Here is a 26,012-nt window from a genome sequence, read left to right as displayed (position 1 = left end):
ACCCTATTTGCAGATGATCTCGTCGGTCGGGTCGTAGCGCCAGAAGAAGGGTTCGGTGCGGACCACCTTGCCGCCCTTCCAGAACTGCCGGGAGTAGTGGACGTCGAAACCCTGGGAGGGTTCCTGGGGGTGGCAGTCCGGGCCGGACTCGGTGAGGGTGCGGCCATCGGTGAAGTTCGACTTCACCAGGTCGGTCGAGGTGATCCTGTCCCAGGTCGGCGTCGACCACACCTTGACGGTGATCGACCCGGACTCCCCCGGCGCGGCCTTGCGGGTGTACGCCTGCATGAGGACGCCGTACCTCGTGTCGTTGCGGAAGCGCAGGTTGAGCACCCCGGAGTAGAGGGTCGCCTCCCGCCCGGCCGGGTAACGGCTGAAGTACAGCGAGTGCGGGTGGTGCTCGACATCGGTCATGCCGGCGAAGAAGGCGGCGTTGAAGGTCGTCGTGGCCGACTGGGAGACGCCGCCGGCCGCCTCCTTGGTCATCCTCGCCCCGTCGATGACCCAACCGTCGACGTATCCTCGCGAGGCGTTCCGCGGCCCGAGCACGCGGTCCATGTCGAAGGTGTCACCGGGGGCCAGGTAGGTGCCGTTGATGGCATTGGCGGCCAGGGTGAGGTTGGTGTTCCGGTAGGCGGCGTAGGGGAAGTTCGTCGTGAACTCGCCGATGACCTGGTTCACGCCCGCGGCCCGGGCCTTCTCGGTGCTGAACGAGGCGGGGACCTTGTCGATGGCGGCGGTGACCGTGCGCGCCGAACCGGTGGCGGTGAGGGCGGGCGTGACGACCTTGGTGAAGGTCTTCTCGGTGATGCCCTCTCCGTCCACCGAGGGCTTGATGACGGGCTTGCCGCCGTCGAGGACGATCCGGGCGTCGACGGGCTTGGTGAAGGTCAGTCCGGCGTCGTCGAGGGCGGCGTGGTAGAGCTTGGCGACATCGGTCGTCGCCGACAGGCCGCCCTTGGTGCTGATCGTCGTCGCGGCGGCGATCCGGGCGACGCTGATGTGGACGTCTCCCTTGGCGGTGTGGACGGTGACCGGGCCCGACAGGGTGGGGGCGAGCCGGGTCGTCACGAGCTCGTGGACGGCATCGTCGGTGACGGTGGGGGCGATCTCCTTCGTCGCCGCCGGAACGGTGCGTGCGGAACCGGCCCGCCAGACGTCGACGACCCGGTCGGCCGTGGTCGAGGCATCGAGGGTGCGCCCGGCCGCAGCCTTCGTCGTGACGATCCTGGCGTCGACGAGCTTGACGGTGGCGTCGGTCGGCTTGACCTCGAAGGTCCTGGCGGTCGCGGTGACGGCGGCGTCGAGGGCGGCACGATCGATCCTCGTCACGGGGTCGACCGGCACACCGCCACGCAGGGTGTTCCAAATGACGCGCGGGCTCCAGGAGTTGCCCGGGTCGATCTGGGCGACGGTGGCCTTCCAGTCGGCCGTCAGACCGGCCTTGGACGGTGTGAGGGTCGCCTTCGTCCGGCCCACCTCGAGGGTCATGGGGGCGTCGAACCGAGGCCCGAGGGTGCTGGCGAGCCGGTCCCGGGCCTGCGCACTGCTGAGGCCGCCGATCGCCACTCCGTCGACCGTGGTGTGGGCGGGAATGGTGTCGGTGGCCTTGGCGTGTCCGACCAGGTAGAGCGTCCCGGTGGCCACGACGAGTCCGCCACCGATCGACGCGACGATGACCGCTCCACGACGTCGCGACTTCTGCGCCATGTCCTCGTCCTCCGAGTCGTCCTTGGGGCCGGCTGTGGGCCAAGGGCTCAGTGTACGGGGTGACGGGGTCCCCGAGGCCGGGATTCCTCCACCGGCGTCATCGGTCGGACGTCGCCGGCCGGCACCCCGTCGACGAGCCGGTCAGCCCTTCCGTCTCCGCCGGACGACCCACCAGGCCACGCCGCCGACGATCAGGACGGCTGGAACACCCAGCAGGCCGACGAGCAGTCCCCGGTGACTTCCGGTGGGAGCCGACGGCGTGGCCGACGGCGCGGCCGGGGTCGAGGTCGACGCGGCGGTCGTGCTCGTGCTCGCCGAGGCCGATGCGCTCGTCCCGCCACCGGCGGCCGTGGGCGCTCCAGCGAAGACCGGCTTGCCGGTGACCTGCCCGGACCTGGTGACGATGAACCGTACAGGGATGGGAACGCCCTTGATCGACGCCCCGTAGTCACCCTGGCCGACCCCGACGGTGAAGTAGTAGCGGCCGGCCATCGAGAATCCGATGCTCGCGTTGTTGTACATCCGCTTGGAGTCCCAGAGATTGCGATAGCGGATCGTCGGCACCTGGTTGACGTCGGCGCTGCTGAGCTTCTTGTACAGCCCGCTGTAGACCTTGGCCCGTTCGAAGTCCTGGGAGTCCATCTGGCTGAGGTCGGGGGCGTAGACGTCCCCGGCGAACGCCAGGTAGTCGTTGGCCATCTTCCTGATCGCCGGATGATTCGGGTCGGGGCCCTCCATGGAGAAGGTCGCCGACTGGCCCCAGTCCAGCGGCATGGCGAAGAAGATCTTCTCCCGCGGCACGACCTCGGTGACGTAGTTGCCGGGCTCGATGGTGAGGGCGTCGTCAAAACTGGAACCCCCCACCACCGGTCGGTACGTCTCGTGCCCAGTGGCCGGGCTCGTACCGTTGCCGTTGGGCGGATCCGCGATCCCGGAGGGAAGCTGGGCGACGTTCGAGGCGAGAGGCTCCTCGAGCACCCGCAGCTGGGCGGCCAGGCTCAGGGCCTTGCCCTTGGACACGTCGATCTCGAAGAGGAGGTCGGAGGCAGCGGCGCACTTCTTCTCGGTGTCGTCCTGGCTGTTCGCGGGTTGATGGCGCGTACGACCGACGTCATCGTCGTCACCCGACCGAACTGGAACGGGTCACTGTCCCAGTCGCTGCGCTCGGCGCACAACTCTCCGTCTGGGGTGGTCAGGCGAGTCTTCCAGTAGGGGACCTGGCGCACGTCACCCATGTCGAGCGGGAGGCGCCCCAGCATCGTCGCCCGGATCGTCGACCCGGCAACCTTGCGGTGGATCCTGTACCAGCGGTGCACCTCGGCGTTCGGGTCGGTCCGGACCGCGTCGGTGCACTGGCCCGCCGTGATCGTCGGGGCCGCGTCCGCGGTCGCGGTACCGACGACCGGTGTCCCGCGGACGCTGAACGACCGGGCAGCTCGGGTGCTCAGCCGACTCAACGCCGACCCGAGCTGACCGGCGTCGGCGGCGTCGTAGTAGGTGCCGCGGCCGGCGTCGGCCACGCACTTGAGCTGGCGACGGGTCGGCTCGTCGACGCCGAAGCCGACGGTGTCGATCTGCAGGTCGACACCGCTGGACGCGATGGCCTTGGAGACCTCGGGGCACGGGTCCTTGGTGCAGTTCGCCTGGCCGTCCGAGACGAGGATGATGTGCCGCGGACCGCTCGTGCCGAGATCCTTGATGCCCTCGGTGAGGGCGTGGGCCATGGGCGTGTCGCCCTTGGCGGTGAACCCGGCGATGGCCTTCTTGAGGGCGGCGAGGTCGCGGGTGGTCACGGGTGCGACGAGCTGGGTGTCGTGGCACGACGCCGTCGTCGGCTTGGGGACGTCGACGGTCGCCCCGTAGACGCGCAACCCCACCTGCGCCTTGGCCGGCAACGTGTCGACGGCCTGGCTGAGGGCCTTCTGCGCCGCGGCGAGCCTCGTCACGCCCGACGGATCCTTCCCGTTCATCGACCCCGAGGAGTCGAGCATGAGGAGGAACTTGCCCGGATCACCCTGGTCGCTGCCGGAGGCGTCGTCGGCCCGCGCGGCACCCGCCGGTGCCGCCATGACCAACGCAGCCGCGACGAGGGGGGCGGCCAGCGACCGGGGCCAGACGATGTCGACTCATGGGTGGCGCTCCTGCGGGGACGGCGAATGAATACGCCGAACACTATCCGGGTCGGGGTCAGCGGTCACCCCGGGGATCCGGACGCACGACGGCCCCGCACCGCGATCGGTGCGGGGCCGAGTGCGAGCGACGTCGACCGACGTCTTGGGGCCCGACGTCATGGAGACCGACGTGTGGTCGGTGCCCCACGTCCTCAGGGCCTCACTTCGTCAGGGCCGGGGCGGGCAGGGCGGCGTTGATGGCGTCGACACTGGCCTTGGCGTCCCCGAAGAGCATCCGGGTGCGGTCCATGAAGAACAGCGGGTTCTCGACGCCGGCGTACCCCGGCTTCATCGACCTCTTGAAGACGACGACCTCCTTGCCCTCCCACACGTGGAGGACGGGCATCCCGCTGATGGGGGTGCCGGGCTCCATGGCGGCCGGGTTGACGGTGTCGTTGGCGCCGATGACGAGGACGACGTCGGCGTCGGCGAAGTCGTCATTGATCTCGTCCATCTCGAGGACGATGTCGTAGGGCACGTGGGCCTCGGCCAGCAGGACGTTCATGTGACCGGGCAGGCGTCCGGCCACCGGGTGGATGGCGAAGGTGACGTCGACGCCCTGGTCACGCAGCCTCTTGGCGAGCTCGGCCACCGGGTACTGCGCCTGGGCGACGGCCATGCCGTAGCCGGGGGCGATGATGACCTTGGAGGCGTCGGCCAGCTGGGAGGCGAGCTCGTCGGCCTTGATCTCGGTGATCTCACCGGCGGGGCCGTCTCCCCGGACGGCAGGCGCGTCACCGAAGCCACCGAGGATGACCGAGATGAACGACCGGTTCATGGCCTTGCACATGATGTACGACAGGATCGCGCCGGAGAAGCCGACGAGGGCGCCGGTGACGATGAGCACCGGGATGCCGAGGCTGAACCCGGAGAAGGCCGCGGCCCAGCCGGAGTAGCTGTTGAGCATCGAGATGACGACCGGCATGTCGGCGCCACCGATGGCGGCGACGAGGTGGAAGCCCAGGAAGAGCGACATGAGGGTGAGCAGCACCAGCGGCAGCCACGCGATGGCCCCCGAGACGTTGGAGAACCAGATGCCGCAGGCGATGATGCCGACGACGAGCCCGAGGTTGATCCAGTTGCGGCCGGGCAGGGTGAGCGGCTTGGAGGCGATCTTGCCCGACAGCTTGCCCCAGGCCACGAGCGACCCGGTGAAGGTGAGGGCACCGATGAAGATGCCGATCCAGATCTCCGAGAGCTGGAAGGCGGTGGCGGCCGAACCGTCCTCCATGAAGGCGGCGAACCCGATGAGCACGGCGGCCAGGCCGACGAAGGAGTGCAGCTGGGCGATGAGCTCGGGCATCCCGGTCATCTCGACCTTGACGGCCTTCCACACGCCGATGGCGCCGCCGATGATCATCGGCACGAGGAGCAGGACGAGGGCGCTGGGACGGTAGTCGGGAAGCTTGGTGAGCCAGACGATCGTGGCGACGACGGCGATGACCATGCCGACGATGCCGAAGGCGTTGCCCCGCTTGGAGGTCTCGAACTTGGACAGCCCGGCCAGGGCCAGGATGAACAGCAGCCCGGAGACGACGTACGAGGCGTTGACGAAGTTGGTGAGGGTTTCGGACATGTCAGGCCTTCCGGAACATCTTGAGCATGCGCTGGGTGACGGTGAACCCGCCGAAGATGTTGATGCTCGCGATGAGCACCGTGATCGCGGCGATGATCCTGATGGCCCACGATCCACTGCCCAGCTGCGTGATGGCTCCGACGATGATGATGCCGCTGATGGCGTTCGTCACGCTCATGAGGGGTGTGTGCAGGGCGTGGGTGACGTTCCAGACGACGTAGTAGCCGACGACCACCGCGATGGCGAAGGTGCCGAAGAGCTGGACGAAGCTCGACGGGGCGAAGGTGAGCAGGGCGATGAGGGCCAGCGCGAGCACCGTGACGACCGAGAACCCGAAGGTCCACGGACGCGGCTCCTTCCGCTCCTCGACGACCGGGGCGGGGGCCTTGGCTACCGGCTTGGGGGCGGCGGCCACCTGGACCGGCGGCGGAGGGTAGAGCAACTCGCCGTCCTTGCACACCGTCATGGTGCGGATGACCTCGTCGTCCAGGTCGAGGACGAACTGGCCGTCCTTGCCCGGGGTGGTGAGCTTGAGGAGGTTGACGAGGTTGGTGCCGTAGAGCTGGGAGGACTGGCCGGGCAGCCGCGAGGGCAGGTCGGTGTAGCCGATGATCGTCACGCCGTTGTCGGTGGCGTACTTCTCCCCGGGCCGGGTGAGGTCGCAGTTGCCACCGCCGAGGGCGGCCAGGTCGACGATGACCGACCCGGGCTTCATGGCCTCGACCATCTGCGCCGTGATGAGCTTGGGGGAAGGACGTCCCGGAATGGCCGCCGTGGTGATGATGACGTCGTCCTTGCCGGCCTGCTCGAGGTAGAGCTCGGCGGCACGGGCGTTGTAGTCGTCGCTCGTCTCCTTGGCGTAGCCGTCGGAGCTCACGCCCTGGTCGGCCTCCTGGGAGCTGGGCCGCACGTGGAGGAAGGTGGCCCCCATCGACTGCACCTGCTCGGCCGTCTCCGGGCGGACGTCGGTGGCGTACACCTCGGCGCCCATGGAGTTCGCGGCGCCGAGGGCGGCCAGACCGGCCACGCCGGTGCCGATGACGAAGACCTTGGCCGGCGGCACCTTTCCGGCCGCCGTCACCTGACCACCGAAGGTACGGCCGTAGGCGAAGGCGGCCTCGACGACCGCCCGGTAACCGGAGATGTTCGCCATCGACGACAGGGCGTCCATCGACTGGGCACGGGAGATGCGCGGCACCATGTCCATGCTCATGCCGGTGACGCCGGCCGCCCGGAGTCGCTCGGTGAGGGCCAGGTCCTGCCGAGGGTGCAGGAAGGTGACGAGCACCGCCCCGGGCCGCATGAGCTCGATCTGGTGGTCGTAGGGCTCATTGACCGCGATGACGATGTCGGCACCCCACGCCTCGGCGGCGTCCACGATGAGTGCGCCGGCGTCGAGGTAGGCCTGGTCGGGCAACGCAGCGTCGGCGCCCGCCCCCTGCTCGACGACGACCTCGTAGCCGAGCTTGAGGATGGCGGACACCGTCGTCGGCGTCGCGGCGACCCTGTTCTCACCCGGGAGCAACTCCCGTGGGACTCCGATTCTCATGGCCCTGACTCTATTGCCCGAGGCCGCCGTCTCCATCATCGGGGCTGCAAGGGCTTGTGCAGCGCCAGTCGGGAGGACGACGACAGGACGCTCAGACGCGCACCTGCGGTCGACGCAGGGCCTGTTCGACCGTCACGCCGATCGCCGTGACGCCGCAGATGATCGTGCCGATGAGAATCGTCCAGCGCGGACCCCAGGCATCGCCGATCCAGCCGATGATCGGCGCGCCGATGGGGGTGCCACCCATGAAGATGGCCATGTAGAGGGCCATGACCCGTCCGCGGACCGTCGGGTCGCTGGCCAGCTGCACCGTGGCGTTGGCGCAGGTCATGACGGTGAGGGCGCACAGGCCGACCGGAACCAGCCACAGGGCGTAGACGACGTAGCTGGGCGCCAGCGCCAGGGCCGTGCCGAAGACGGCGAAGCCGCCGAGGGCCACCAGGAGGAGCCGGATCGTCGGGTTCGACCGTCGGGCGGCCAGGACGGCGGCTGCGAGGGTGCCGACGGCCATGATCGATCCCAGGAGCCCGTACTCCCCCGGTCCCTTGCCGAAGACCTTGGTGGCCATGAGGGCGTTGGTGATCTGGAAGTTCATCCCGAACGTGCCCAGGACGAAGACGATGACCATGGGCACGAGGATGTCGGGGCGGTGCCGGACGTAGGCGATGCCTTCTCGCACCGCTCCTCGGCCACGCCGGGTCGGGGCCGGGGTGAGCTCGTCGAGCTTCATGAACCACAGGGAGGCGAGCACGGCCAGGAAGGATACCGCGTTGATGAGCAGGCAGGGCGCGACGCCGGTGGCCGCGATGAGCAGGCCGGCCAGACCGGGCCCGAGAAGCCTGGCCGAGTTGAACTGGGCGGAATTGAGTCCGATGGCATTGGGCACGAGCCGGTCGGGCACCATCTCGGGCACGAAGGACTGACGCACCGGGTTGTCGAGGGAGGTGACGACCCCCTGCAGGAAGGCCAGGAGATAGACGTGCCACAGAGTGATGACGCCGGTGGCCCGCAGGGCCCACATGGCCAGGGCGACGAGGGCGAGCCCGGACTGCGTCCAGTACAGGAGGGTGTGCTTGTGCCACCGATCGGCCAGGGCTCCCGCCGAGGGAGCGAGGACGGCGACCGGCAGGAACTGGAGGGCGGTGACATAGCCCAGGGCGGTCGACGAATGGTGGGTGAGCTCGGTGAGGACCATCCAGTCCTGGGCGGTGCGCCCCATCCACAGGCCGAGATTCGAGATGAGGGAACCGGCGAAGAAGAGGGCATAGTTGTGGATCTCGAAGGAGGCGAAGGTCGACGTGTGACCGGCTCGACTCATGCCACGACCTCCTTCGCACCCCGGCCTGTCCGCCGGTCCACGGTACGCCGTCCACCAAGGCCTCGGGGTGGGGACAATGTCCCTGTGAAGACCTTGACGGTGAAGGGCTGGGCGGTGGCCCTGTGCTGTGCCCTGCTCACCGGTTGTGCGACCGGGTCCACGCGGGGGATGTCGGCTTCCTCGGCCCCGATCCCCGCGGCGACTCGCCGTTCCGGCGCTGCCCCGGTCGCGTCTCCGGCCGACCCGACCTCGGCGCCACGTCGGTCGGGCTCACCCGGCACCCTCACCCTGGCCTTCGCCGGGGACGCCAACTCGTTCGGTCATGCCGCCAGCGCCCTCACCACCGGCCTGGGTGACGCCGGACGCCTCCTGGCCGACGCCGACCTGGCCGTCGTCAATGTCGAGACCGCTCTGGCAGACTCCCCCACCGGGCTACGACCGGAGCCGAAGACCTACCACTTCCTGGCCGGCGCCGACCTGCCCCTCATGCTCAGGAGAGAGGGGGTGGACGTCATGTCGATGGCCAACAACCACGCCATGGACTACGGGTCGGCCGGGCTGGAGCGCACCCTGGCGATCATCCGGGAGCACCAGCTGCCGGTCATCGGGGTGGGCACCGCCAGCGCCGCCTACGGTCCTCGAGCGGTCACGGCGGCGGGCCGACGGGTGCTCCTGTTCGCCGGCAACGACGTCCAGGAGGCAGACCTGCGCTGGCAGGCCGGGCCGACCACTGCCGGGGTGGCGATGACCGACACCCCCGAGGGGCTCAACGCCCTCGTCTCCTCGGTGCGCCGCGTCAGACGGGGCGATCCCGGGGCCGTCATCGTCGTCGACATGCACTGGGGCCTGGACTACCAGGTGTGCACGACCACCCGGCAGGAGGAGATCGCCCACGACCTGGCCGACGCCGGGGCGGACGTCGTCGTGGGGTCCCATGTGCACCGGGTGCAGCGGATGGAGGTCATCGGCCACACCCTCGTCATGTACGGCCTGGGCAACTTCCTCTTCGACTCCGACCGTCCGGCCACCCGTGAGACCGGAGTGCTCACGGTGACCGTCCCGGCCCGGGCAGCCACGGGCCGGGCGACGCCCACCGCCCGGTGGGCCCCCGGGCGGATCGTCGACGGGCGGCCCGTGCTCCTGGCGGGCACGGACCGCGACGCCGCGACACGCCGGTGGAGGACCCTCCCGGGCGGGTGCTGACTGGGTGGGTGCTGACTCCCCTCCCGGGGACTCAGCCGGCGAGGACCTGCTGGGCGACCTCGACGACGTGCTCGGCGGTCATGCCGAACTCCTCCATGCACCTGCTGCCCGAGGCCGAGGCCCCGAAGTGCTCGATGGACACCGAGGCGCCCCGGAAGCCGACGTACTTGGCCCAGCCCATGGCGATGCCGGCCTCGACCGAGACCCGGGCGCTGACCTGCGAGGGCAGCACCGACTCGCGGTACTCGGCGTCCTGCTCGTCGAACCACTCCTGGCAGGGCATCGACACGACGCGGGTCGGGGTGCCGGCCGCCTCGAGAGTCTCCTGCGCGGCCAGGGCCAGGGCGACCTCGGACCCGGTGGCGATGAGGATGAGCTCGGGGTCGCCCGAGGCCTCCTTGAGGACATAGGCGCCCTTGGCGACTCCCTCGGCCGAGGCGTGGCTGGTGCGGTCGACGGTGGGCACGTCCTGGCGGGTGAGCACGAGTCCGGCCGGACGGTCGGTGTGCTCGAGGATCGTGCGCCAGGCCACCGCGGTCTCGTTGGCGTCGGCCGGGCGGACGACGTCGAGGCCGGGGATGGCGCGGCACGCGGCCAGGTGCTCGATGGGCTGGTGGGTCGGGCCGTCCTCGCCGACGCCGACCGAGTCGTGGGTCCACACGAAGGTCGTCGGGATCCTCATGAGGGAGGCCAGACGCACCGACGGGCGCATGTAGTCGGAGAAGACGAAGAAGGTGCCGCCGTACACCCGGGTGAGACCCGACAGGGTGATGCCGTTGAGGATGCCGCCCATGCCGTGCTCGCGGATGCCGAAGTGGAGGGTGCGGCCGTAGGGCCCGCCCGGGTACTCGTCGCTGACGCGATCGGACGGCAGGAAGGAGTCGGCCCCCTTCATCGTCGTGTTGTTCGACCCGGCGAGGTCGGCCGATCCGCCCCACAACTCGGGCAGTTGGTCGGCCAGGGCCGACAGGACGGCACCGGAGGCCTTGCGGGTGCTCATCCTGCCCGGCTCGAAGACCGGCAGCTCGAGATCGGGGAGCTCGCGGCGGCTGATCCGGTCGTAGAGGGCGGCCTGCTCCGGGTGGGCCTGGCGCCAGGCGGCGAAGGACTCATCCCAGGCCTTGCGGTCGGCAGCGGCCTTCTGCGCCACCTCGGCGCGCGTCCGGTCGACGACGTCGGTGTCGATGGCGAAGGGCTCGTCCCGGAAGCCGAGGAGCTTCTTGAGGGCGGAGATCTCCTCACCGCCGAGCTTCGCCCCGTGCACCGACTCCTGACCCTGCTTGGTCGGCAGCGGCCAGCCGATGACGGTCGTCACGCGGATGAAGGAGGGCTTGTCGGTGACCGACCGGGCATGCTCGATGGCGCGGTACAGCGCCTCGACGTCCTCGTGGTACTCGGTGCCACCCTGGGTGAAGTCGACGTGCTGGACGTCCCAGCCGTAGGCGCGGTAGCGCTCCTCGACGTCCTCGGTGAAGGCGATGTTCGTGTCGCCCTCGATGGTGATGCGGTTGTCGTCGTAGAGGACGACGAGGTTGCCGAGCTCCTGGGCGCCGGCCAGGGAGGAGGCCTCCGCGGAGACTCCTTCCTGGAGGCAGCCGTCACCGACGATGCAGTAGATCATGTGGTCGAAGGGGCTGGTGCCCACCTCGGCGTCAGGGTCGAGCAGGCCGCGCTCGCGACGGGCGGCCATGGCCATGCCGACGGCGTTCGAGATGCCGGCGCCGAGCGGGCCGGTCGTCGTCTCGATGAACTCGGTGTGGCCGTACTCGGGGTGACCGGGGGTCCTCGAACCCCAGGTGCGCAGCGACTCGAGGTCCTCCAGCTCCAGCCCGCAGCCCGTCGTGTAGAGCTGGGCGTACTGGGTGAGTGAGGAATGGCCGGCGCTCATGACGAAGCGGTCACGGCCCTGCCAGTGGGAGTCCCTGGGGTCGAGGTGCATGACCTTGTGGAAGAGCAGATGGGCCACGGGAGCCAGCGAGATGGCGGTGCCGGGATGCCCGTTGCCGACCTTCTCGACGGCGTCGGCAGCCAGGACGCGGGCGATGTCGACGGCGCGGCTGTCGTCGTCGGTCCAGGTGAATTGAGTCACGGTGATGTCCTCTCGTGGAGAGCTTCTGAGTTGCGTCTTTGTCGTTCCCCATCGTAGGGAGGCCCCGTCCGTGAACGGGGCCTCCCTACGATCTGTGCACATTTGTCAGTCCCGGCGGGCCGGGGCCGCCCCTGCGCCGACGTGTCGTGGCACGGCCGCCGTCAGCGGGCCGCTGCCCTCTCGTGGGCGCGACGCCGGATGTCCTTGAGGTGGTGCATGACCGGGTTGCCACCACGACCGAAGTAGTCGTGGAGGATCCGGTACTCCGAGTAGAGCTCGTCGTACTGGGCGGCGCGCGTCTCGTCGACGAGATAGACGTTGGGCTCCTTGTCGCCCATGGCGGCGCTCGCGGCGCGGACATCCGGGTAGACGCCGGCGGCGACGGCCGCGAAGACCGCCGAGCCCAGGGCCCCGGGCTGCTCGGTACGTCCCACCGACAACGGCACCCGGCAGATGTCGCAGAGCATCTGCATGAAGAAGGTGTTGTGCACCAGTCCCCCGGCCACGACGAGCTCGTCGATGGCCACCCCGGCGGAGCGGAAGGACTCGATGATCGTCCGTGCGCCGAAGGCCGTCGACTCGAGGAGGGCTCGGTACTGGTCCTCCGCGGTCGTCGTGAGGGTCTGTCCGATGAGCAGTCCGGAGAGGTTGGCGTCAGCCAGCACCGACCGGTTGCCGTTGTGCCAGTCGATCCCGATGAGGCCGTGCTCGCCGACCTCCTGGGTCACCGCCAGCTCGGTGAGCAGGTCGTGCACCGACAGCCCGCGGCGCGCCGCCTCGGCGGTGTACGACTCGGGCACGCACTTGGTGATGAACCAGGCGAAGATGTCGCCGACGGCGGTCTGACCGGCCTCGTAACCCCAGGATCCGTCGACGATGCCGCCGTCGACGACCCCGAACATCCCGGGGACCTCCTTGAGTTCGGGGCCGGGGACGATGTAGCAGGCCGAGGTGCCCATGATGGCGGTCATCTGGCCGTTCTCGACGGCCTGGACGGCGGCCGCCGTGACGTGGGCGTCGATGTTGCCGCTGGCCACGGCGATCCCCTCGGGCAGGCCGAGCTCGGCCGCCCACGCGGCGGTGAGCCCGCCGACCCGGGCGCCCAGGGGCAGCACGGGGGCGTTCATCCTCGTCTCGAAGACGTCGGCGAAGCGCTCGTCGAGCAGGCCCAGGTACTCCTTCGAGGGGTACTGGCCGTCCTGGTACATCCGCTTGTACCCCGAGTCGCCCGCCGCGAAGGTGAGCACCCCGGTGAGCTGCCAGGTCATCCAGTCGAGGGCGTCGCAGAAGACCTCGGTGGCGTCGTAGACGTCCGGTGCCTTCTGGCAGGTCTCGAGGACCTTCGGCATGAGCATCTCCGCCGAGAGCACCCCGCCGTAGCGGGCGAGCCAGGGCTCGTGACGCTGCTGCGCCAGGGCGACGATGCGGTCGGCCTGCTCCTGGGCGCCGTGATGCTTCCACAGCTTGACCCAGGCGTGAGGGTCGTTGGCGAAGTCGTCCGTCTGGCACAGCGGGGTCCCGTCGGCCTTGCAGGCCAGGACCGTCGCCGAGGTGAAGTCCAGACCGATGCCGACGACCCGGGACGGGTCGATGCCGGCGTCCTTGACGGCCTCCGGGACGATGCGCCGCAGGGTCTCGAGGTAGTCCGCGGGATCCTGCAGGGCGAAGTCCGGGGGCAGACGCCGTCCGTCGGCGGCGTCGAGGGTGCGGTCCATGACGGCATGGGAGTACTCGTGCACCGCCGTCCCCATGGCCCGGCCGTCCGCCACGCGCACCACCAGGGCGCGCCCGGACAGGGTTCCGTAGTCCAGGCCGATGACGTACTGGTCACTCACCGGAGTGCCTTTCACTTGCTCCAGGGACGACGTCCCCAGAATCCGTCGGGCTCGAAGAGCTTGTCGACCTCCTCCTGGAGGACGCCGGTCTCGAGGAGGAAGTCGAGCAGGGTGTACCGCGAACGGATCATCTGGCAGCGGATGTAGGTCTCGTGGAACCTCTCCTCGGTGAGGCCGATCTGCTCGGGGTGGTAGATGCCACCGACGGTGCGCAGGATCGACTCGACCTGCTCGGCCGGCACGACCTGCTGGCGGCAGCGGGCCTGAATCGTCGGCCACTTGGCGACGACGAGCTCGAGGCGCTCCCGCAGGGCGTCGGCGTCGAGGTACTTGTCCATGGTCTGCTTGACCGCCGGCTCGAGCATGTCACCCTCGAAGTTGGCGCGGACCTTGGCCTCCATCTCCTGCGCCGTGGGCCAGGCGGTGACGGCGGCGTCGATGTCGATGCTCGAGAAGTCGATGTCGAGGATCTTCTCCCACAGGGCCAACGTGGCGATGGTGCCCAGGCCCACCTTGAAGCCGTGGGTGAGCGGGGGCTCCTGGTCCATGCCCAGGTGCTCCATCTCCCACACGTGGGAGAACTGGTGCCCGGCGCCGGAGGCCGGACGCGAGCTCACGCGATACTTCTGCATCGCCAGACCCGACATGACGAGACCCTCGACGAGGCCCTCGAGGGCCTCGGGACGACCGGCGGCGATCCCCTCGGCGTCACTGACGGCTCCCCGCAACGGGCCCTGGACGAGGTCCCAGACCTCCTGGTCGATGGGCTCGATGCCCAGCTCGTCGGCGATGATCCAGTCGGCCCCGGCCGGGATCTTCTCGATGAGGTCGCCGACCCCGGTCGCGGTGCACCGCTGGGGGGCCGCGGCCATCGTCGGCAGGTCGGCGATGAGGGCCTGCGGAGCACGGCAGCTCATGGTGTGCTTGAAGCCGTTCTCGGTGATGGACGAGCCGAAGGCGGCGTAGCCGTCCATCGAGGCGGCGGTGCACACGTTCATGTAGCGGCGGCCGAGCTCGTCGCTGGCTCGCTTGGTGAGGTCGTTGAGGGTGCCCGAACCGATCGAGACGGCGATCCCGTCCTGGCCGGCCAGGTGGTCGCGCACCTTCTCGACGTTCTCGTAGCTGGCGTAGACGGTCGGATGGGCCGGGAAGAGCAGGGGCTCGCCCAGCTCGACTCCGACCGCGGTGAGCGACGACGTCACGGCCTCCCCGGCGACCCCCCAGGTGTTGCCGTCGGCGACGATGATGGCCTTGGCGTCACCGAAGAGCGTGCGGAAGGTGGGGCCGGTCTGGTCGAGGACGTCGATCCCCATGACCACGACGTCGGTGTCGTCGCAGTCGGCCAGGGCCTTCTCGATGAGTTCGGACATGATGATGTGTCTCCTCTGATGTGGGGTCAGTGAGCGGCTTCGTGGTCCACGGTCTCGTGGATCATCGACTGCAGCTTCGGGTAGGTCTCGCAGTACTTGTCGACGTAGAACCGGTACTCCTCGTGGCGCTGCTGGTCGGGCTCGAGGAGGTCGATCTCGTGGACCATCGAGGCGGCGGCCTCGGGCAGGTCCTTGAAGAGTCCGGCGCCGACGGCGGCCACCATGCAGGTACCCAGGACGACGGCGTCACCCACCTCGGTGAGGGCGATGGGCACTCCCGACACGTCGGCGTGCATCTGGATCCAGTCGCGGCTCTTGGTGGCGCCACCGCAGGCGACCATCTTGTCGACCTCGAAGCCGGCGGCCTTCATGGCGCGCAGGTTGTGGGCGTTGCCGTAGCAGACCGACTCCTGGATGGCGTGGTAGAAGTGCGCCGGGGTGTGCGACAGCGACAGGCCCCAGATGATGCCGCGGGCCTTCGAATCGGTGTACGGGGTCCGGTTGCCCTGGAAGTACTCGTTGATGATGAGACCGTCGGAACCGGGCCGGATGTTCCTGGACTGTTCATTGAGGACGTCGTAGGGATTGAGCCCGACCTTCTCGGCGGCATTGGTGACGTCGACCGCGAAGTTGTCCTTGAACCACTTGAGCACCGATCCGGTGGACACCTGGGAGCCCTCGACGGTGTACTGCCCGGGCATGACGCCGTCGGTGTAGGCCCCGAAGAAGCCCTGGCCGTGGATCTCCGTGGCCGACTGACCGGTGAGGACGTGGGACGACCCGGTGATGAGGGCCATCGACCCGGGGGCCAGCACGCCCAGACCGATCTGGCCGGCCCAGGCGTCGGCGGGGCCCTGGGCGACCGGGATCCCGGGACGCAGGCCCAGCAGCTGGGCAGGGATGACGCCGAGGGCGCCGACCGGGGTGCCGAGGTCGAGGACCCGGTCGGGGATCTTGTCGAAGACGTCGCCGCAGCCGATGGTCTCGTAGAAGTCGACCGGCCATCCCCCCTTGTCCCGGTTGTAGTACATCCGGATGGCAGCCGAGTTGATGTTCGTCGTCCACTCGCCGGTGAGCTTGTAGGTGACCCAGTCGGGGGCGTCGACGAGGTGCGTGGCGGCCTCGTAGGTGGCCGGCTCGTTCTCCTTGAGCCAGGCCGCCTTGAAGGGGTACCACTCGGCGGTGGCCGGGGAGGTCCCGGCGCCGTTGTACAGGCGGGCGACCGAGTCCGAGCCCTCGGCGCGGGCCGCCTGCTCGGTGGCGCGCACGTCCATCCACATGATGGCCGGGCGCAGTTCCTCGCCCTTGTCGTTCATGGCGACCATGGTGAGGGTGGTGGCGTCGTAGGAGATGCCGGCGATGGCGGCCGGGGAGATCCCGGCATTGGCGATGGCGCGGTGGCACGAGGCCTGGAGGGCGTTCCACCAGTCCTTGGGGTCCTGCTCGGCCCAGCCCGGGCGCGGGTGGGTCGTGCGGTACGGGGTGGCCGCGAAGGTGAGCGGGCGCCCCTGGAGATCGAAGATCGCGACGCGGCAGGACTCGGTGCCGTAGTCGATGCCGAGGAGGTAGGGGCCGTGGTCAAGCATGGAGGGTCTCTCTTCTCTGAGATGAGTGTCGTCGATGGACCGTCGTTCGGTCCGCGCGGGATCAGTCGTCGGTGTCGGTCCAGCCGAGCTCGTCCCACACGGCGGCGGGGATGAGTCGGTCGATCCGGTCGAGGACCCAGGTCGGCCGCTGCGCCGGCTCGAGATCCTCGACGTCCTGGGCCGTCGCCTCACCGGTGAGGACGCATGCCGAGAGCATGCCGGCGTCGACGGCCATCCTGATGTCGGTCTGCAGCCGGTCACCCACCATGACGCAGTTGGACTGGTCGACGTCGAGACCGGCCAGTGACTGCTCGAGCATGATGGGTGAGGGCTTGCCGAGGCTCACCCGGCAGGTGGTGCCGGTGCAGGCCTCGATGGCCGCCGTGACGGCGGCGCAGTCCGGCTCTCCCCGACCTCCGGGGAAGGGGCAGAACCGGTCGGGGTTGGTCTGGATGAGGAAGGCCCGCTTGTGGAACCAGATGGCGTCGAAGGCGATCTGGAGCTTGCAGTAGTCGAATCCCCGGTCGTAGGAGGCCAGGACGATGTCGATCTGCTCGGGGTCCTCGGACAGCTCGATGCCGGCTTGACGCAGGGCGTTCTTGAGCGGCTCCTCGCCGACGACGAAGACCTTGGCGTCGGGGTGGTTGGCCACGAGCCAGTGGGTCGTCGTCACGACGGTGTTCGAGATGTCCTCGATGTCGGTCGGCAGACCGAGCCGGGCCAGCTTCTCGACGTACTGGGCCGGGTCCTTGGTGGGGTTGTTGGAGAGGAAGCGCACCGGGATGTCCCGACGTCGGAGCTCCTCGATCATGCGCCTGGCTCCCGGCAGGAGGTGGTCGCCCAGGTAGATGGTGCCGTCCATGTCGAAGACGTAGGCGTCGTGGAACTGCGTCGGGACACCCATGGTGTGCTCCTTGGGATGAGGGGGTGGAGGTCGTCAGGACAGCAGGGCTGCCAGGGTGACGACGACGGTGTTGGACAGCCAGATGGCGGCGGCCGGCGGGTCGATGTGGCTCGTGCCGCGGTCGTACCAGAGGCGGGCGCAGAACTCGGCCAGACCGGCGGCGAAGATGCCGAAGATCGCGGCGATGACGAGGGCCAGGAAGGCCATGAGCCAGGTGTGGGAGTCCCACGTGCTCGTGGCGGTCCAGGTGTACGTCGCGAAGGTCTTGCCCATGAGCAGCGGGAAGAACTGGATGGCGGCCAGGCCGGCGATGTTCGTCACGTGGTGCTGGACCGGCATGTTCCGGTTCGTGATGAGGAAGAGAATGATGACGGCCGAGATGCCGAAGGTGAAGGAATTGGCGTTCGCGGCGGCCAGGCTGTTGGCGAACCCGAGCTTGGTGAGGCGGGCACCGACGTTGGCCGCCAGGAAGAGCGAGGCACCGCCGGCGAGGATGCCGAAGAGCGAGCCGATGGTGATGAGCTGGCTCGGCTTCTCCTGCCACTCCAGCCAGCGACCGTTGGGGCCGGGCTTGATCTTGGCCGGGAAGCTCGTGGCCCCCTCGTGGAAGAGCTCGGGGTTGTGAAGTGAACCGTGGAACAGACCCTTGCCGGGAACACCACCGAAGACGAGGCGCGCCAGGAGGTTGGACAGCAGGACGGTGAGGGCGACGGAGTCGGTGTGCTTGCCGAACCAGGGGAGGTTGGCCACGCCCATCTGGCACAGGTAGCCGAAGACACCGAAGACGGCACCGACGAGGAGGATGTCCGGGCGCCCCAGGCCGGCCAGCGGCGTGTTGACGTCCTTGCCGTCACCGAGGTGACCGCGGTAGCGGGCGTAGATGGCACCGGCCACCCCACCGGCGAAGGCGATGTGCGGGCCCATGAACGGGCCGAAGGCCAGGTAGTCGAAGCCGAAGGTGTTGCCCGTGGCCGCGAACATGCCCCAGGATGCCAGGACGGCGAAACCGGTGAGGACGAAGGCGTAGTTGCCGCCGATGGCGGCACCGACTGCGCCACCTGCGATGGCGGCGAGGAGTCCGAAGAGGAAGACTCCGATGGATGCTGTGAACAACTGTGTTCCTCAGGTCTGGCGGGTAGGCCCCGCGCCGGGTGATGGTGATGGTCCACCGGCTCCCGCGCCGGCGGACCGACCCGGACGGACGCCCTCGCGACGTCCGCCCGGGGCCGGGGTCAGCAGCTCTCGCCGGCTCCGGCGATCTGGGCACCGTCGACGGCGCCCTTCTCGTAGGCCTCGATGAGGTCGACGTTGGCCTTGGAGTGGGACGACGGGTCGAAGGTGTAGTCGAGGAACTCGCGGGCCAGACGCCGGGCGAGCTCACGACCGATGACACGCTGGCCGAGGCACAGGACGTGGGCGTCGTTCGACATGATGAGACGCTCCACCGAGAAGCTGTCGTGGGCGGTGCAGGCCCGGATGCCCGGCACCTTGTTGGCCGAGATGGCCATGCCCATGCCCGTGCCGCAGAAGAAGATGCCGCGGTCGGCCTTCCCCTCGACGATGAGCCTGGCCCCGGCGATGCCGACGTGCGGGTAGAGGGTGTTCTCCCCCTTGGTCACGCCGACGTCGATGACCTCGTCGACCCTGGGGTCGGCCTCCAGATCGGCCTTGATGGTGTCCTTGTAGTCGACGCCGGCCGGATCGGCGGCGACGACGATACGAAATCCCATGGTTCCTCCGGTGCCTCGTTGCGAGCCGTCGGGCCATCGCCCGACAGACCAGAAACTAACACGACTTGTGTTAGAGACACCATGAAACTCTGTGAATTGCGCTCAGATGTTGGGATTCTCACCCTCGCCGGTGGCGACGGTCACCTGGACCCCCAGTCCCTCGAGGTGCGTGATGACGGTCGCCGGGGTGAGCGCGTCGACGATGACGTGGTCGAACTCCTGCAGATCAGCGAACTTGAAGAGGGCACGACGGTTGAACTTCGTGTGGTCGAGCAGGAGCACCTTGGACTCGGCCGAGTCGAGCATGGCCCGCTTGACCTCGACGACCTCCTGGTAGGGGTGGTAGCAGCCCGTCTCGAAGATGCCCGAGGCCGAGACGATGCACGTGTCGGCGTGCATGGAGCGGATGGTGCGCACCGCGGCGGGCCCCATGAGGGCGTGGGCCCAGGCCTGGTACTCCCCCCCGGTGACGACGAGCCGTTCGGACCTGGCGACATCGGTGACCTCCCTGGCCACGAGGAGGGAGTTCGTCACGACCGTCACCGCCGACAGATCCGGCAGGGACCGCAGCACCCACACCGCCGAGGTGGAGTCGTCGAGCATGATCGAGCTGCCCGCACCGATGAGCTGGCCGGCGCAGGCCGCCACGGCACGCTTCTCGGCAGAGCTCTGCTCGAGCCGGAACTCGGCGTCGGCCTCGTGCAGTCCACTGGCGACCGCGACGACGAGCCCGCGATGGCGCTGCAGGACACCACTGTCCTCGAGGGAGGTGAGGTCGCGGTACACCGTCATGGCCGAGACCCCGGTGAGGGCGACGAGCTCGTCGATGCTCGCCGAGCCGTTGCGGATGACGGCCTGGGCGATCGCGAGCTGACGGGCCCGCGGTCCGACCGGTGCGGATGGCTTCTTGGTGCTCATGAGTGCCTCTGGTTCTCCGGGGTGGTGGGTGGGGACCGATGTCGCCGTCGCGACCGTGGTCCGCCGGGTGCCGAGACGGCGACGGGACGGGGTGGACGCGACCGTAGGCTACCGGCCGTGAGCACCCTCATCCGTGACATGAGGGCCGAGGACATCCCGGCCATGACCGCCCTGTACAACAGCGCCGCAGTGCGGACGACCTCGTCCTACGCCCTCGTCGAGGCGACCGTCGACCAACGCACCGCCTGGTGGACCGACCTCGTCGCCCAGGGACGGCCGGTGCTCGTCGCCGAGATCGACGGGGAACCCGTCGGTTACGCCTGCCATCACCAGTTCCGTGACCTGCCCGGCTACGACCCGACGGCCGAGACGAGCATCTGGCTGTGTGACGAGGTCCGCGGACAGGGGGTCGGCACGGCCCTCATGGCCGAACTCACCGCGCGGGCGAGGGCGGCGGCGATCCACTGCTTCGTCGCGGTCATCGACGCCGACAACGAGGCCAGCCTGCGCTTCCACGCCCGGCTCGGGTTCCGCGAGGTGGGCCGGATCCCCCAGGCCGCGCGCAAGTTCGACAGCTGGCGTGAGGTCGTCCTGTACCAGCTCGTCCTCGACTGAGCCCCGGGTGCCAGGTCGGGAGCGCAGGGGCATCGGTAGGGTGTGCCCATGACCGCGTACCACGCAGACTCCACCGACCTCACCGACAAGGAGGTGCTCACCTGGGATCTCTTCGGACAGGCCCAGGAGGAGCTCGCTCGACAGGTCGCCGACTCCGGGTTCCGCCCCGAGGTCCTCATCGCCGTGGCACGCGGCGGCATGATCCCCGGTGGGGCGCTCACCTACTCCCTGGGCGTCAAGCTCACCGACGCCATCAACGTCGAGTTCTACACCGACGTCGAGGAGACCCTGGCCGACCCGGTGCTGCTGGCCCCGATGCTCGACACCGACTCGATCCGCGGCAAGCGAATCCTCGTCGTCGACGACGTCGCCGACTCGGGGCGGACCCTGGCGCTCGTCCTCAAGCTGCTGCGCGGGTTCGGGGCCGACGTCCGCTCGGCGGTGCTCTACACGAAGCCGCGCACCGTGGTGCAGCCGGACTTCCAGTGGCGGGTCACCGACAGGTGGATCGTCTTCCCGTGGAGCGCCAAGCCTCCGGTCACGGCCCGCTGACGTCCGTCCGCCGCACCTCGGCCGACCGAGCCCGCGGTCGGGAAGCCCCGCACCGGACCGGCGCCGCCGGCACGGGGGACGTCCCGCTGGATGAGGCGGGGGCTCGACGACCTCATGGGCCGGCCGTTCAGTCCTTGCCGAGGGCGTGTCCGACCGTCTCGACGACCGTGACAAAGGACACCGCACCGGGGTCGGGGGTGCCCAGGGACCGCTCCCCCAGCGGCCGCGCACGTCCCAGACGGGCGACGAGGTCCTTGGTCGAGTCTGCCCCGGCCCGGGCCGCGGACACCGCCTCGGCCCAGGCTGCGTCGGACCGGAGGGCGGCGACGAAGGGGCTCATCGAGTCGACCATCGTCTTGTCCCCGACCTGCGCCCCACCGAGTCGCACGACGGCGTCGAGGGCGGCGGCGAAGGCCTCGGGCAGGTCGACCTCGTCGGCTCCGCGGTCGTCTCCGAGCTGCGACCCGACGGCGGTGAGCAGGGCACCCCACAGGGCACCGGAGGTGCCCCCGGCGTGCTCCGACCAGGCGGCACCGGCAGCGGTGAGGGTGGTCGCCGCGCCGGCGTCCTGGGACGCGACACGCGATGCCTCGGCGGCCGCGGCGGCCGACCCCCTCGCCATGCCGATGCCGTGGTCCCCGTCCCCGGCGACGGCGTCGAGCCGGCCGAGCTCCTCCTGCTGGGCCGCCAGCACCGCGCCGACGGCGTCGAGCACCTCGACGACCCTGCCGGCGACCTGCCACGAGGCCTCGGTCCCGGGCTCGGCGACGCTCACCTGCTCGGCCTCCTGGGGCAGCTCGGTGGTGTCGAGGGCGGCGGCGTCGACGGCCCCGCGACGGAAGGCCGGGGTGTCACAGGGGGCCAGCCACAGCGGTTCGATGACCTCGTCGAGCCACACCAGGGTGAGCGAGACGCCGGCCATGTCGAGGCTCGTGACGAACTCGCCGACCTGCGGGTCGACGACCTCCAGACCGGCGTCGACGAGCCGACGGCGGATATCGTTCCACAGGACGAAGAGCTCCTCGTACTTGGTGTCGCCCAGGCCGTTGACGACGGGGACGACCCGGCTGCCCGGGTTCTCGGGGCGGTCGGCGAGCAGCCCCTCGACGAGGAGGGCGGCGACGTCGTCGGAGGTGCCCAGGGCGGCGTCGTGGATGCCGGGCTCCCCGTGAATACCCATGCCCACGCCCATCTGACCGGGCTCGACGCGGAACAGCGGGCCGTCGGCGCCCGGCAGGGTGCAGCCGCTGAAGGCGACGCCGAAGGAGCGGGTGCGGTCGTTGACGCGCTGGAAGACCTGCTCCACCTCGTCGATGCCCAGGCCCTGCTCGCAGGCGGCTGCGGTGACCTTGAACACCGGCAGGTCACCGGCGATGCCGCGGCGCTTGGTGTGCTCGTCGGGCCCGGCCGAGGCGATGTCGTCGGTGACAAGGATGCAGCGGGCGTCGATGCCCTCGTTGCGCAGTCGTTCGGCGGCCTGTCCGAAGTGCAGGACGTCACCGGCGTAGTTGCCGAAGCCGATGAGGACCCCGGCGCCGCGATCGGCGGCCTTGCACACGGCGTGCGCCTGGGCGGCCGAGGGCGAGGCGAAGATGTTGCCGCACACCGCCCCGTCGGCGAATCCCTGGCCGACCCAGCCGGCGAAGGCCGGGTAGTGGCCCGACCCGCCGCCGACGACGAGGGCCACCTTGCCGGGCTCGGTGCGGGTCGCGCGCACGACGCCACCGAACACCGGTCGCAGATGGTTCGGGAAGGCGCTGGCCAGGCCAGCGACGGCCTGGGCCGGGAAATCGACGGGATCGTTGACGAGTCGGGTCATGACGGACGTGCCTCCCATGGGTCGGTCCGGGCCACCGTGGTCCGGGCGAGTGGCGGTGTGATGTGGATTACCGCGATGATCATCATCAACGATGAGAGAATCATCATGACTCATGTTACTTCGTGCTCGAAGGAGACGCCACGATGTCGAACTCCATGCCCGCCCTCACCCTGCTCGGCCCCGGGGAGGTCGCCCTCACCGACAAGCCCGTTCCGACACCCGGCCCCGGCGAGGTGCTCCTGGCAGTCGAGGCGACGACGATCTGCGGCACCGACCTACGCATCATCAGCGGCCAGAAGACGAGCGGGGTGCGCCCCGGGGTGACCCTCGGCCACGAGGTCGCCGGGCGCATCGAGGCGGTCGGCGAGGGCGTCACGGGCCTGGCTCCCGGCTGCCAGGCGACGGTGTCCATCGTCCTGTCGTGCGGGGTGTGCCGGGCCTGCCTGGCGGGCCGGGAACACCTGTGCGAGTCGATGGAGCTCATCGGCTACGGGATCGACGGCGGTCTGGCGCCGTACCTCCTCGTGCCGGCCCGGGCGGTGAGCCGCGGCAACGTCATCGTCAGCCCGCGGGAGCTGCCCGCCAACCGGTTGGCCCTGTCGGAGCCGTTGTCGTGCGTCCTCAACGGTCATACCCGGCACGGCGGGGTCAACCCGGGTGAGACCGTCGTCGTCATCGGCGGCGGGGCCATCGGCCTGCTGCACACCCAGCTGGCACTGGCCTGCGGGGCACGACAGGTCATCCTCTGCGAGAAGCACGCCGATCGCCGGGAGCGGGCCACCGCCCTCGGGGCACTCACGGCCTCCCCCGACTCCTTGGTCGCCACCGTCGCCGAGGTCACCGGCGGGTGGGGGGCCGACGTCGTCGTCGTCGCCATCGGACGCAACGAGATCGCCGACCAGTCCCTCGACCTGGCCGCCCCGGGCGGCCGGGTGAGCTGGTTCGCCGGGTTCCCCAAGGGCAGCTCGGCGACGGTCCAGCCGAACACCGTCCACTACAACGAACTCACCGTGAGCGGCGGCTCCAACGCCCGCCGAGCCGACGTCCACCGAGCCGTCGACATGCTCGCCGCCGGGACCATCGACGAGAAGCCGATCGTCACCCACACCTTCGGGCTGTCCCAGTGGCGCGAGGCCATCGACGCCGTCACCGGCCACGCGGGGATCAAGATCGCCATCGACCCCCGACGCTGAGGCGACGCCGGGCCGGACCGACACGGTCAAACGCGATGAGATCGACCGCGTCGGTCCAGCGCTGCCAGGTCTCGAACGGAAGCCCGCATCATGCGGTCCTCTTTTCTTGGAGTGCGTCATGCGTGAGCCGATCTACAAAAGGCGACACCGTGACGACTAGGGAATTCTCCGATGCCCGGCTGTATTTCATTCGTGCAGCGCGCGCTCGGACCCCGAGTCTAGACAAGCACCCACCTCGGCCTGCCACGAGTTCCGGTGTTGACGATCGATCCCTCCCTCTTGAGCTTCGACAGGAGGTTGGACACCTTGGTGAGCTTCTGCTGCTCCGTCAAGACCTCGGGCAACAAGGGCACAAGCAGCGTGTTGATGTCCGCACGGGATGCGCACCCGTTGCGGCGCAGGAAGTCCTTGACCAGTGTCGCGTAGTGCGCATCGGTCTGGGGACGCGTGCGCACGTAGTCAGCGAGCTTGCCCGTGGCACCAGCGATCGCCTCGGACACGCGTAGGTGCGGCTGCCTCCCCTCGATGAGCTTCTCCTTCCGCAGGTGCGCGATGGCTGCAGGGCTGATGTCGAGCCGCTTCTGCACCCGGTCCAGGGCAAGGACATCGTCCAGGGGCAGGTCGGTGCGAATCATGAGCATCTGGGAGTAGGCCTGATCGATGACCGCACCAGGGATCGTGAGCTTCACGACTCCGGGTGAGCTGAGATCGTAGTCGGGCAATGGTAGGAACCTGCGCATCTGATCCCGAACCATACGGTGGATACCGTAACCCATCTGATCGATGAGATGAAGCTCGGTCATCGCCTCTACGAGGCAGGGGTGGCGGTACCGGTGCGGAGTCCGTTCGTCCAGCACGTAGTCATCCGGAACGCCGTCAAAGAACTCACCGTCGCTCTCGAAGGTGATACGGTCCGGATACTCGGTGACGATGATCCGGGAACATGTCGAATAGTCTTGGTGCGCAATGCAGTTGTAGATCGCCTCGAGCAGGCTCCGCTCATCGTACTTGCTCACCTCCCGGTAGATCAGCTCATCGGGAGGCATGAGCCGGAGCTGCACGTTGCGGATGCGACTGGCGAGTTCTGTGGCGCTGAGCAGGAACGGGGGATGGAAGTGCTCGTACGCCCGTTGCTCCCCCATGAGCTTCCAGGTCATCTGCGCCGGGTGGGGAGTCAGGAGGTGCGTCGAGGTGCCCGCCCCGAGCAACAGCAGCGCGGCCCGCGTGAGCTTGCCGTCGCGGGTCAACCTGGCCCTGGCGAGGAAGGTTTCATCGCTCCAGCCATCGATGTCCGGTTCGGGATGCGCGACGCATATCGCTCCTTGAAGCCCTGACGAGCTCGAGCAATGGCGGCCGGGTCAAGATGCTCCAGGGTGGCCTCCGGCACGACGACGGCCGACCAGTCCACGTTGATCGTCTGCCGACGGATCTCGTCCAGCTTGTCGAGTGAGAGCGGTACCAGACTCTGTCCGGCTCGCGCCCGGTAGTCCCCTTTCCAAGATATCGGAATACCACGTGGCGCCGCCGGAATCTCCAACAGCACCACGCGCTTACCTGAATACACGACTTCATGGATGTCACGTACGGTAAGCCCTTGATCGATCGATTGACTGAGGTGCAATTTCAATCGCTGACACTGTTCGACAGCGCTCAGGTGTTCCGTGCCTACCGCGCGACGATCATCGGAGACCCCGAACACGAGCCAGCCCGCTTCGACTCCGCGCAGATTGGCCTCATTGTTCGGCGCGGAGACGTACTCACCGGTCCTCTCCTCGGAGAATTGCCGTGCCGCCGTCTTGAACTCGACGACCTCGTTCTCCCGTCCAGCCAGCAGGCGGTCGAGAAGTGCGGACATGTCCTGCGTCATCCTCATG

General features: G+C 69.1%; 21 protein-coding genes. 4 read left to right on the top strand and 17 right to left on the bottom strand.

Annotation, left to right across the window (positions count from 1 at the left end):
• Positions 1-3 precede the first annotated feature (3 nt).
• The 6 genes from E0E30_RS02500 to E0E30_RS02475 all read right to left on the bottom strand — a co-directional run bounded on the left by E0E30_RS02500 (position 4) and on the right by E0E30_RS02475 (position 8,324).
• Positions 4-1,710 (bottom strand): VanW family protein, encoded by a 1,707-nt coding sequence (locus E0E30_RS02500; protein ID WP_130864950.1) that lies wholly within the window; start codon positions 1,708-1,710, stop codon positions 4-6.
• 141 nt (positions 1,711-1,851) lie between these two features.
• Positions 1,852-2,730, bottom strand: coding sequence for a hypothetical protein (locus tag E0E30_RS02495; protein WP_130864949.1), 879 nt, complete (start codon positions 2,728-2,730; stop codon positions 1,852-1,854).
• The gene (locus E0E30_RS02490) at positions 2,709-3,779 is read right to left on the bottom strand and encodes a vWA domain-containing protein (protein ID WP_130864948.1); all 1,071 of its coding nucleotides are present in this window, start codon (positions 3,777-3,779) and stop codon (positions 2,709-2,711) included. The genes E0E30_RS02495 and E0E30_RS02490 overlap by 22 nt, the downstream gene beginning before the upstream one ends.
• 262 nt (positions 3,780-4,041) lie before the next feature.
• A complete protein-coding gene (locus tag E0E30_RS02485; RefSeq protein ID WP_130864947.1) occupies positions 4,042-5,457 on the bottom strand; it encodes an NAD(P)(+) transhydrogenase (Re/Si-specific) subunit beta in 1,416 nt (471 codons plus the stop codon).
• Between the two features lies 1 nt (position 5,458).
• Complete coding sequence (locus E0E30_RS02480; protein ID WP_130864946.1) at positions 5,459-7,006, bottom strand: Re/Si-specific NAD(P)(+) transhydrogenase subunit alpha; 1,548 nt, start codon at positions 7,004-7,006, stop codon at positions 5,459-5,461.
• 91 nt (positions 7,007-7,097) lie between these two features.
• On the bottom strand, positions 7,098-8,324 hold the full coding sequence (locus E0E30_RS02475) for an MFS transporter (protein ID WP_130864945.1): 1,227 nt from the start codon (positions 8,322-8,324) through the stop codon (positions 7,098-7,100).
• Between the two features lie 84 nt (positions 8,325-8,408).
• Between E0E30_RS02475 and E0E30_RS02470 the strand changes: the two genes are divergently transcribed.
• On the top strand, positions 8,409-9,527 hold the full coding sequence (locus tag E0E30_RS02470; protein WP_130864944.1) for a CapA family protein: 1,119 nt from the start codon (positions 8,409-8,411) through the stop codon (positions 9,525-9,527).
• A gap of 31 nt (positions 9,528-9,558) precedes the next feature.
• Here E0E30_RS02470 and tkt read toward each other — a convergent pair whose 3' ends face one another.
• From tkt to E0E30_RS02430, 8 genes are all read right to left on the bottom strand, one after another.
• Positions 9,559-11,616: a transketolase gene (gene tkt, locus E0E30_RS02465; protein WP_245306474.1), complete on the bottom strand. Its 2,058-nt coding sequence runs from the start codon at positions 11,614-11,616 to the stop codon at positions 9,559-9,561.
• A gap of 161 nt (positions 11,617-11,777) precedes the next feature.
• Positions 11,778-13,451 carry a ribulokinase gene (locus tag E0E30_RS02460; protein ID WP_130864942.1) on the bottom strand — a complete coding sequence of 558 codons (1,674 nt, stop codon included), beginning with the start codon at positions 13,449-13,451 and terminating at the stop codon, positions 11,778-11,780.
• 11 nt (positions 13,452-13,462) lie between these two features.
• Complete coding sequence (locus E0E30_RS02455) at positions 13,463-14,821, bottom strand: sn-glycerol-1-phosphate dehydrogenase (RefSeq protein ID WP_130864941.1); 1,359 nt, start codon at positions 14,819-14,821, stop codon at positions 13,463-13,465.
• Positions 14,822-14,847: 26 nt separating this feature from the next.
• Positions 14,848-16,407 (bottom strand): FGGY-family carbohydrate kinase, encoded by a 1,560-nt coding sequence (locus E0E30_RS02450; RefSeq protein ID WP_130864940.1) that lies wholly within the window; start codon positions 16,405-16,407, stop codon positions 14,848-14,850.
• 61 nt (positions 16,408-16,468) lie between these two features.
• On the bottom strand, positions 16,469-17,311 hold the full coding sequence (locus E0E30_RS02445; protein WP_130864939.1) for an HAD-IIA family hydrolase: 843 nt from the start codon (positions 17,309-17,311) through the stop codon (positions 16,469-16,471).
• Between the two features lie 33 nt (positions 17,312-17,344).
• Positions 17,345-18,424, bottom strand: a complete 1,080-nt coding sequence (locus E0E30_RS02440; RefSeq protein WP_130864938.1) for a hypothetical protein — start codon at positions 18,422-18,424, stop codon at positions 17,345-17,347.
• 119 nt (positions 18,425-18,543) lie between these two features.
• Positions 18,544-19,041, bottom strand: coding sequence for a ribose-5-phosphate isomerase (locus E0E30_RS02435; RefSeq protein ID WP_130864937.1), 498 nt, complete (start codon positions 19,039-19,041; stop codon positions 18,544-18,546).
• Positions 19,042-19,143: 102 nt separating this feature from the next.
• A complete protein-coding gene (locus E0E30_RS02430; RefSeq protein ID WP_130864936.1) occupies positions 19,144-19,959 on the bottom strand; it encodes a DeoR/GlpR family DNA-binding transcription regulator in 816 nt (271 codons plus the stop codon).
• 117 nt (positions 19,960-20,076) lie between these two features.
• Between E0E30_RS02430 and E0E30_RS02425 the strand changes: the two genes are divergently transcribed.
• Together E0E30_RS02425 and E0E30_RS02420 are read left to right on the top strand one after the other, a co-directional pair.
• Positions 20,077-20,574 (top strand): GNAT family N-acetyltransferase, encoded by a 498-nt coding sequence (locus E0E30_RS02425; protein WP_245306473.1) that lies wholly within the window; start codon positions 20,077-20,079, stop codon positions 20,572-20,574.
• A gap of 48 nt (positions 20,575-20,622) precedes the next feature.
• Positions 20,623-21,126 (top strand): phosphoribosyltransferase, encoded by a 504-nt coding sequence (locus tag E0E30_RS02420; RefSeq protein WP_130864935.1) that lies wholly within the window; start codon positions 20,623-20,625, stop codon positions 21,124-21,126.
• 127 nt (positions 21,127-21,253) lie between these two features.
• On the opposite strand, the gene E0E30_RS02415 is transcribed toward E0E30_RS02420, so the two are convergent.
• A complete protein-coding gene (locus tag E0E30_RS02415; protein WP_130866690.1) occupies positions 21,254-22,945 on the bottom strand; it encodes a dihydroxyacetone kinase family protein in 1,692 nt (563 codons plus the stop codon).
• A 143-nt stretch (positions 22,946-23,088) separates the two neighbouring features.
• On the opposite strand from E0E30_RS02415, the gene E0E30_RS02410 reads away from it, so the two are divergent.
• Positions 23,089-24,138 carry an alcohol dehydrogenase catalytic domain-containing protein gene (locus E0E30_RS02410; RefSeq protein WP_130864934.1) on the top strand — a complete coding sequence of 350 codons (1,050 nt, stop codon included), beginning with the start codon at positions 23,089-23,091 and terminating at the stop codon, positions 24,136-24,138.
• Positions 24,139-24,356: 218 nt separating this feature from the next.
• On the opposite strand, the gene E0E30_RS13560 is transcribed toward E0E30_RS02410, so the two are convergent.
• Positions 24,357-25,385, bottom strand: coding sequence for an ATP-binding protein (locus E0E30_RS13560; protein ID WP_245306472.1), 1,029 nt, complete (start codon positions 25,383-25,385; stop codon positions 24,357-24,359).
• Positions 25,382-26,005, bottom strand: a complete 624-nt coding sequence (locus tag E0E30_RS13555) for an AlbA family DNA-binding domain-containing protein (protein WP_245306471.1) — start codon at positions 26,003-26,005, stop codon at positions 25,382-25,384. Before E0E30_RS13555 ends, E0E30_RS13560 begins: the two co-directional genes overlap by 4 nt.
• Between the last annotated feature and the right edge of the window lie 7 nt (positions 26,006-26,012).

The organism is Acidipropionibacterium timonense (assembly GCF_900605005.1).
GTDB classification, from domain to species: domain Bacteria; phylum Actinomycetota; class Actinomycetes; order Propionibacteriales; family Propionibacteriaceae; genus Cutibacterium; species Cutibacterium timonense.
Note: the sequence above shows the minus strand (reverse complement) of the source record. Positions and strands in the feature narration are given on the sequence as shown.

Bases quoted from the DNA above. Each gene is read 5' to 3' on its own strand.
- E0E30_RS02500 (WP_130864950.1), bottom strand. From the start codon at position 1,710: ATGGCGCAGAAGTCGCGACGTCGTGGAGCGGTCATCGTCGCGTCGATC.
- E0E30_RS02490 (WP_130864948.1), bottom strand. From the start codon at position 3,779: ATGGCGGCACCGGCGGGTGCCGCGCGGGCCGACGACGCCTCCGGCAGC.
- E0E30_RS02485 (WP_130864947.1), bottom strand. From the start codon at position 5,457: ATGTCCGAAACCCTCACCAACTTCGTCAACGCCTCGTACGTCGTCTCC.
- E0E30_RS02480 (WP_130864946.1), bottom strand. From the start codon at position 7,006: ATGAGAATCGGAGTCCCACGGGAGTTGCTCCCGGGTGAGAACAGGGTC.
- E0E30_RS02475 (WP_130864945.1), bottom strand. From the start codon at position 8,324: ATGAGTCGAGCCGGTCACACGTCGACCTTCGCCTCCTTCGAGATCCAC.
- E0E30_RS02455 (WP_130864941.1), bottom strand. From the start codon at position 14,821: ATGTCCGAACTCATCGAGAAGGCCCTGGCCGACTGCGACGACACCGAC.
- E0E30_RS02450 (WP_130864940.1), bottom strand. From the start codon at position 16,407: ATGCTTGACCACGGCCCCTACCTCCTCGGCATCGACTACGGCACCGAG.
- E0E30_RS02445 (WP_130864939.1), bottom strand. From the start codon at position 17,311: ATGGGTGTCCCGACGCAGTTCCACGACGCCTACGTCTTCGACATGGAC.
- E0E30_RS02435 (WP_130864937.1), bottom strand. From the start codon at position 19,041: ATGGGATTTCGTATCGTCGTCGCCGCCGATCCGGCCGGCGTCGACTAC.
- E0E30_RS02430 (WP_130864936.1), bottom strand. From the start codon at position 19,959: ATGAGCACCAAGAAGCCATCCGCACCGGTCGGACCGCGGGCCCGTCAG.
- E0E30_RS02420 (WP_130864935.1), top strand. From the start codon at position 20,623: ATGACCGCGTACCACGCAGACTCCACCGACCTCACCGACAAGGAGGTG.
- E0E30_RS02415 (WP_130866690.1), bottom strand. From the start codon at position 22,945: ATGACCCGACTCGTCAACGATCCCGTCGATTTCCCGGCCCAGGCCGTC.
- E0E30_RS02410 (WP_130864934.1), top strand. From the start codon at position 23,089: ATGTCGAACTCCATGCCCGCCCTCACCCTGCTCGGCCCCGGGGAGGTC.
- E0E30_RS13555 (WP_245306471.1), bottom strand. From the start codon at position 26,005: ATGACGCAGGACATGTCCGCACTTCTCGACCGCCTGCTGGCTGGACGG.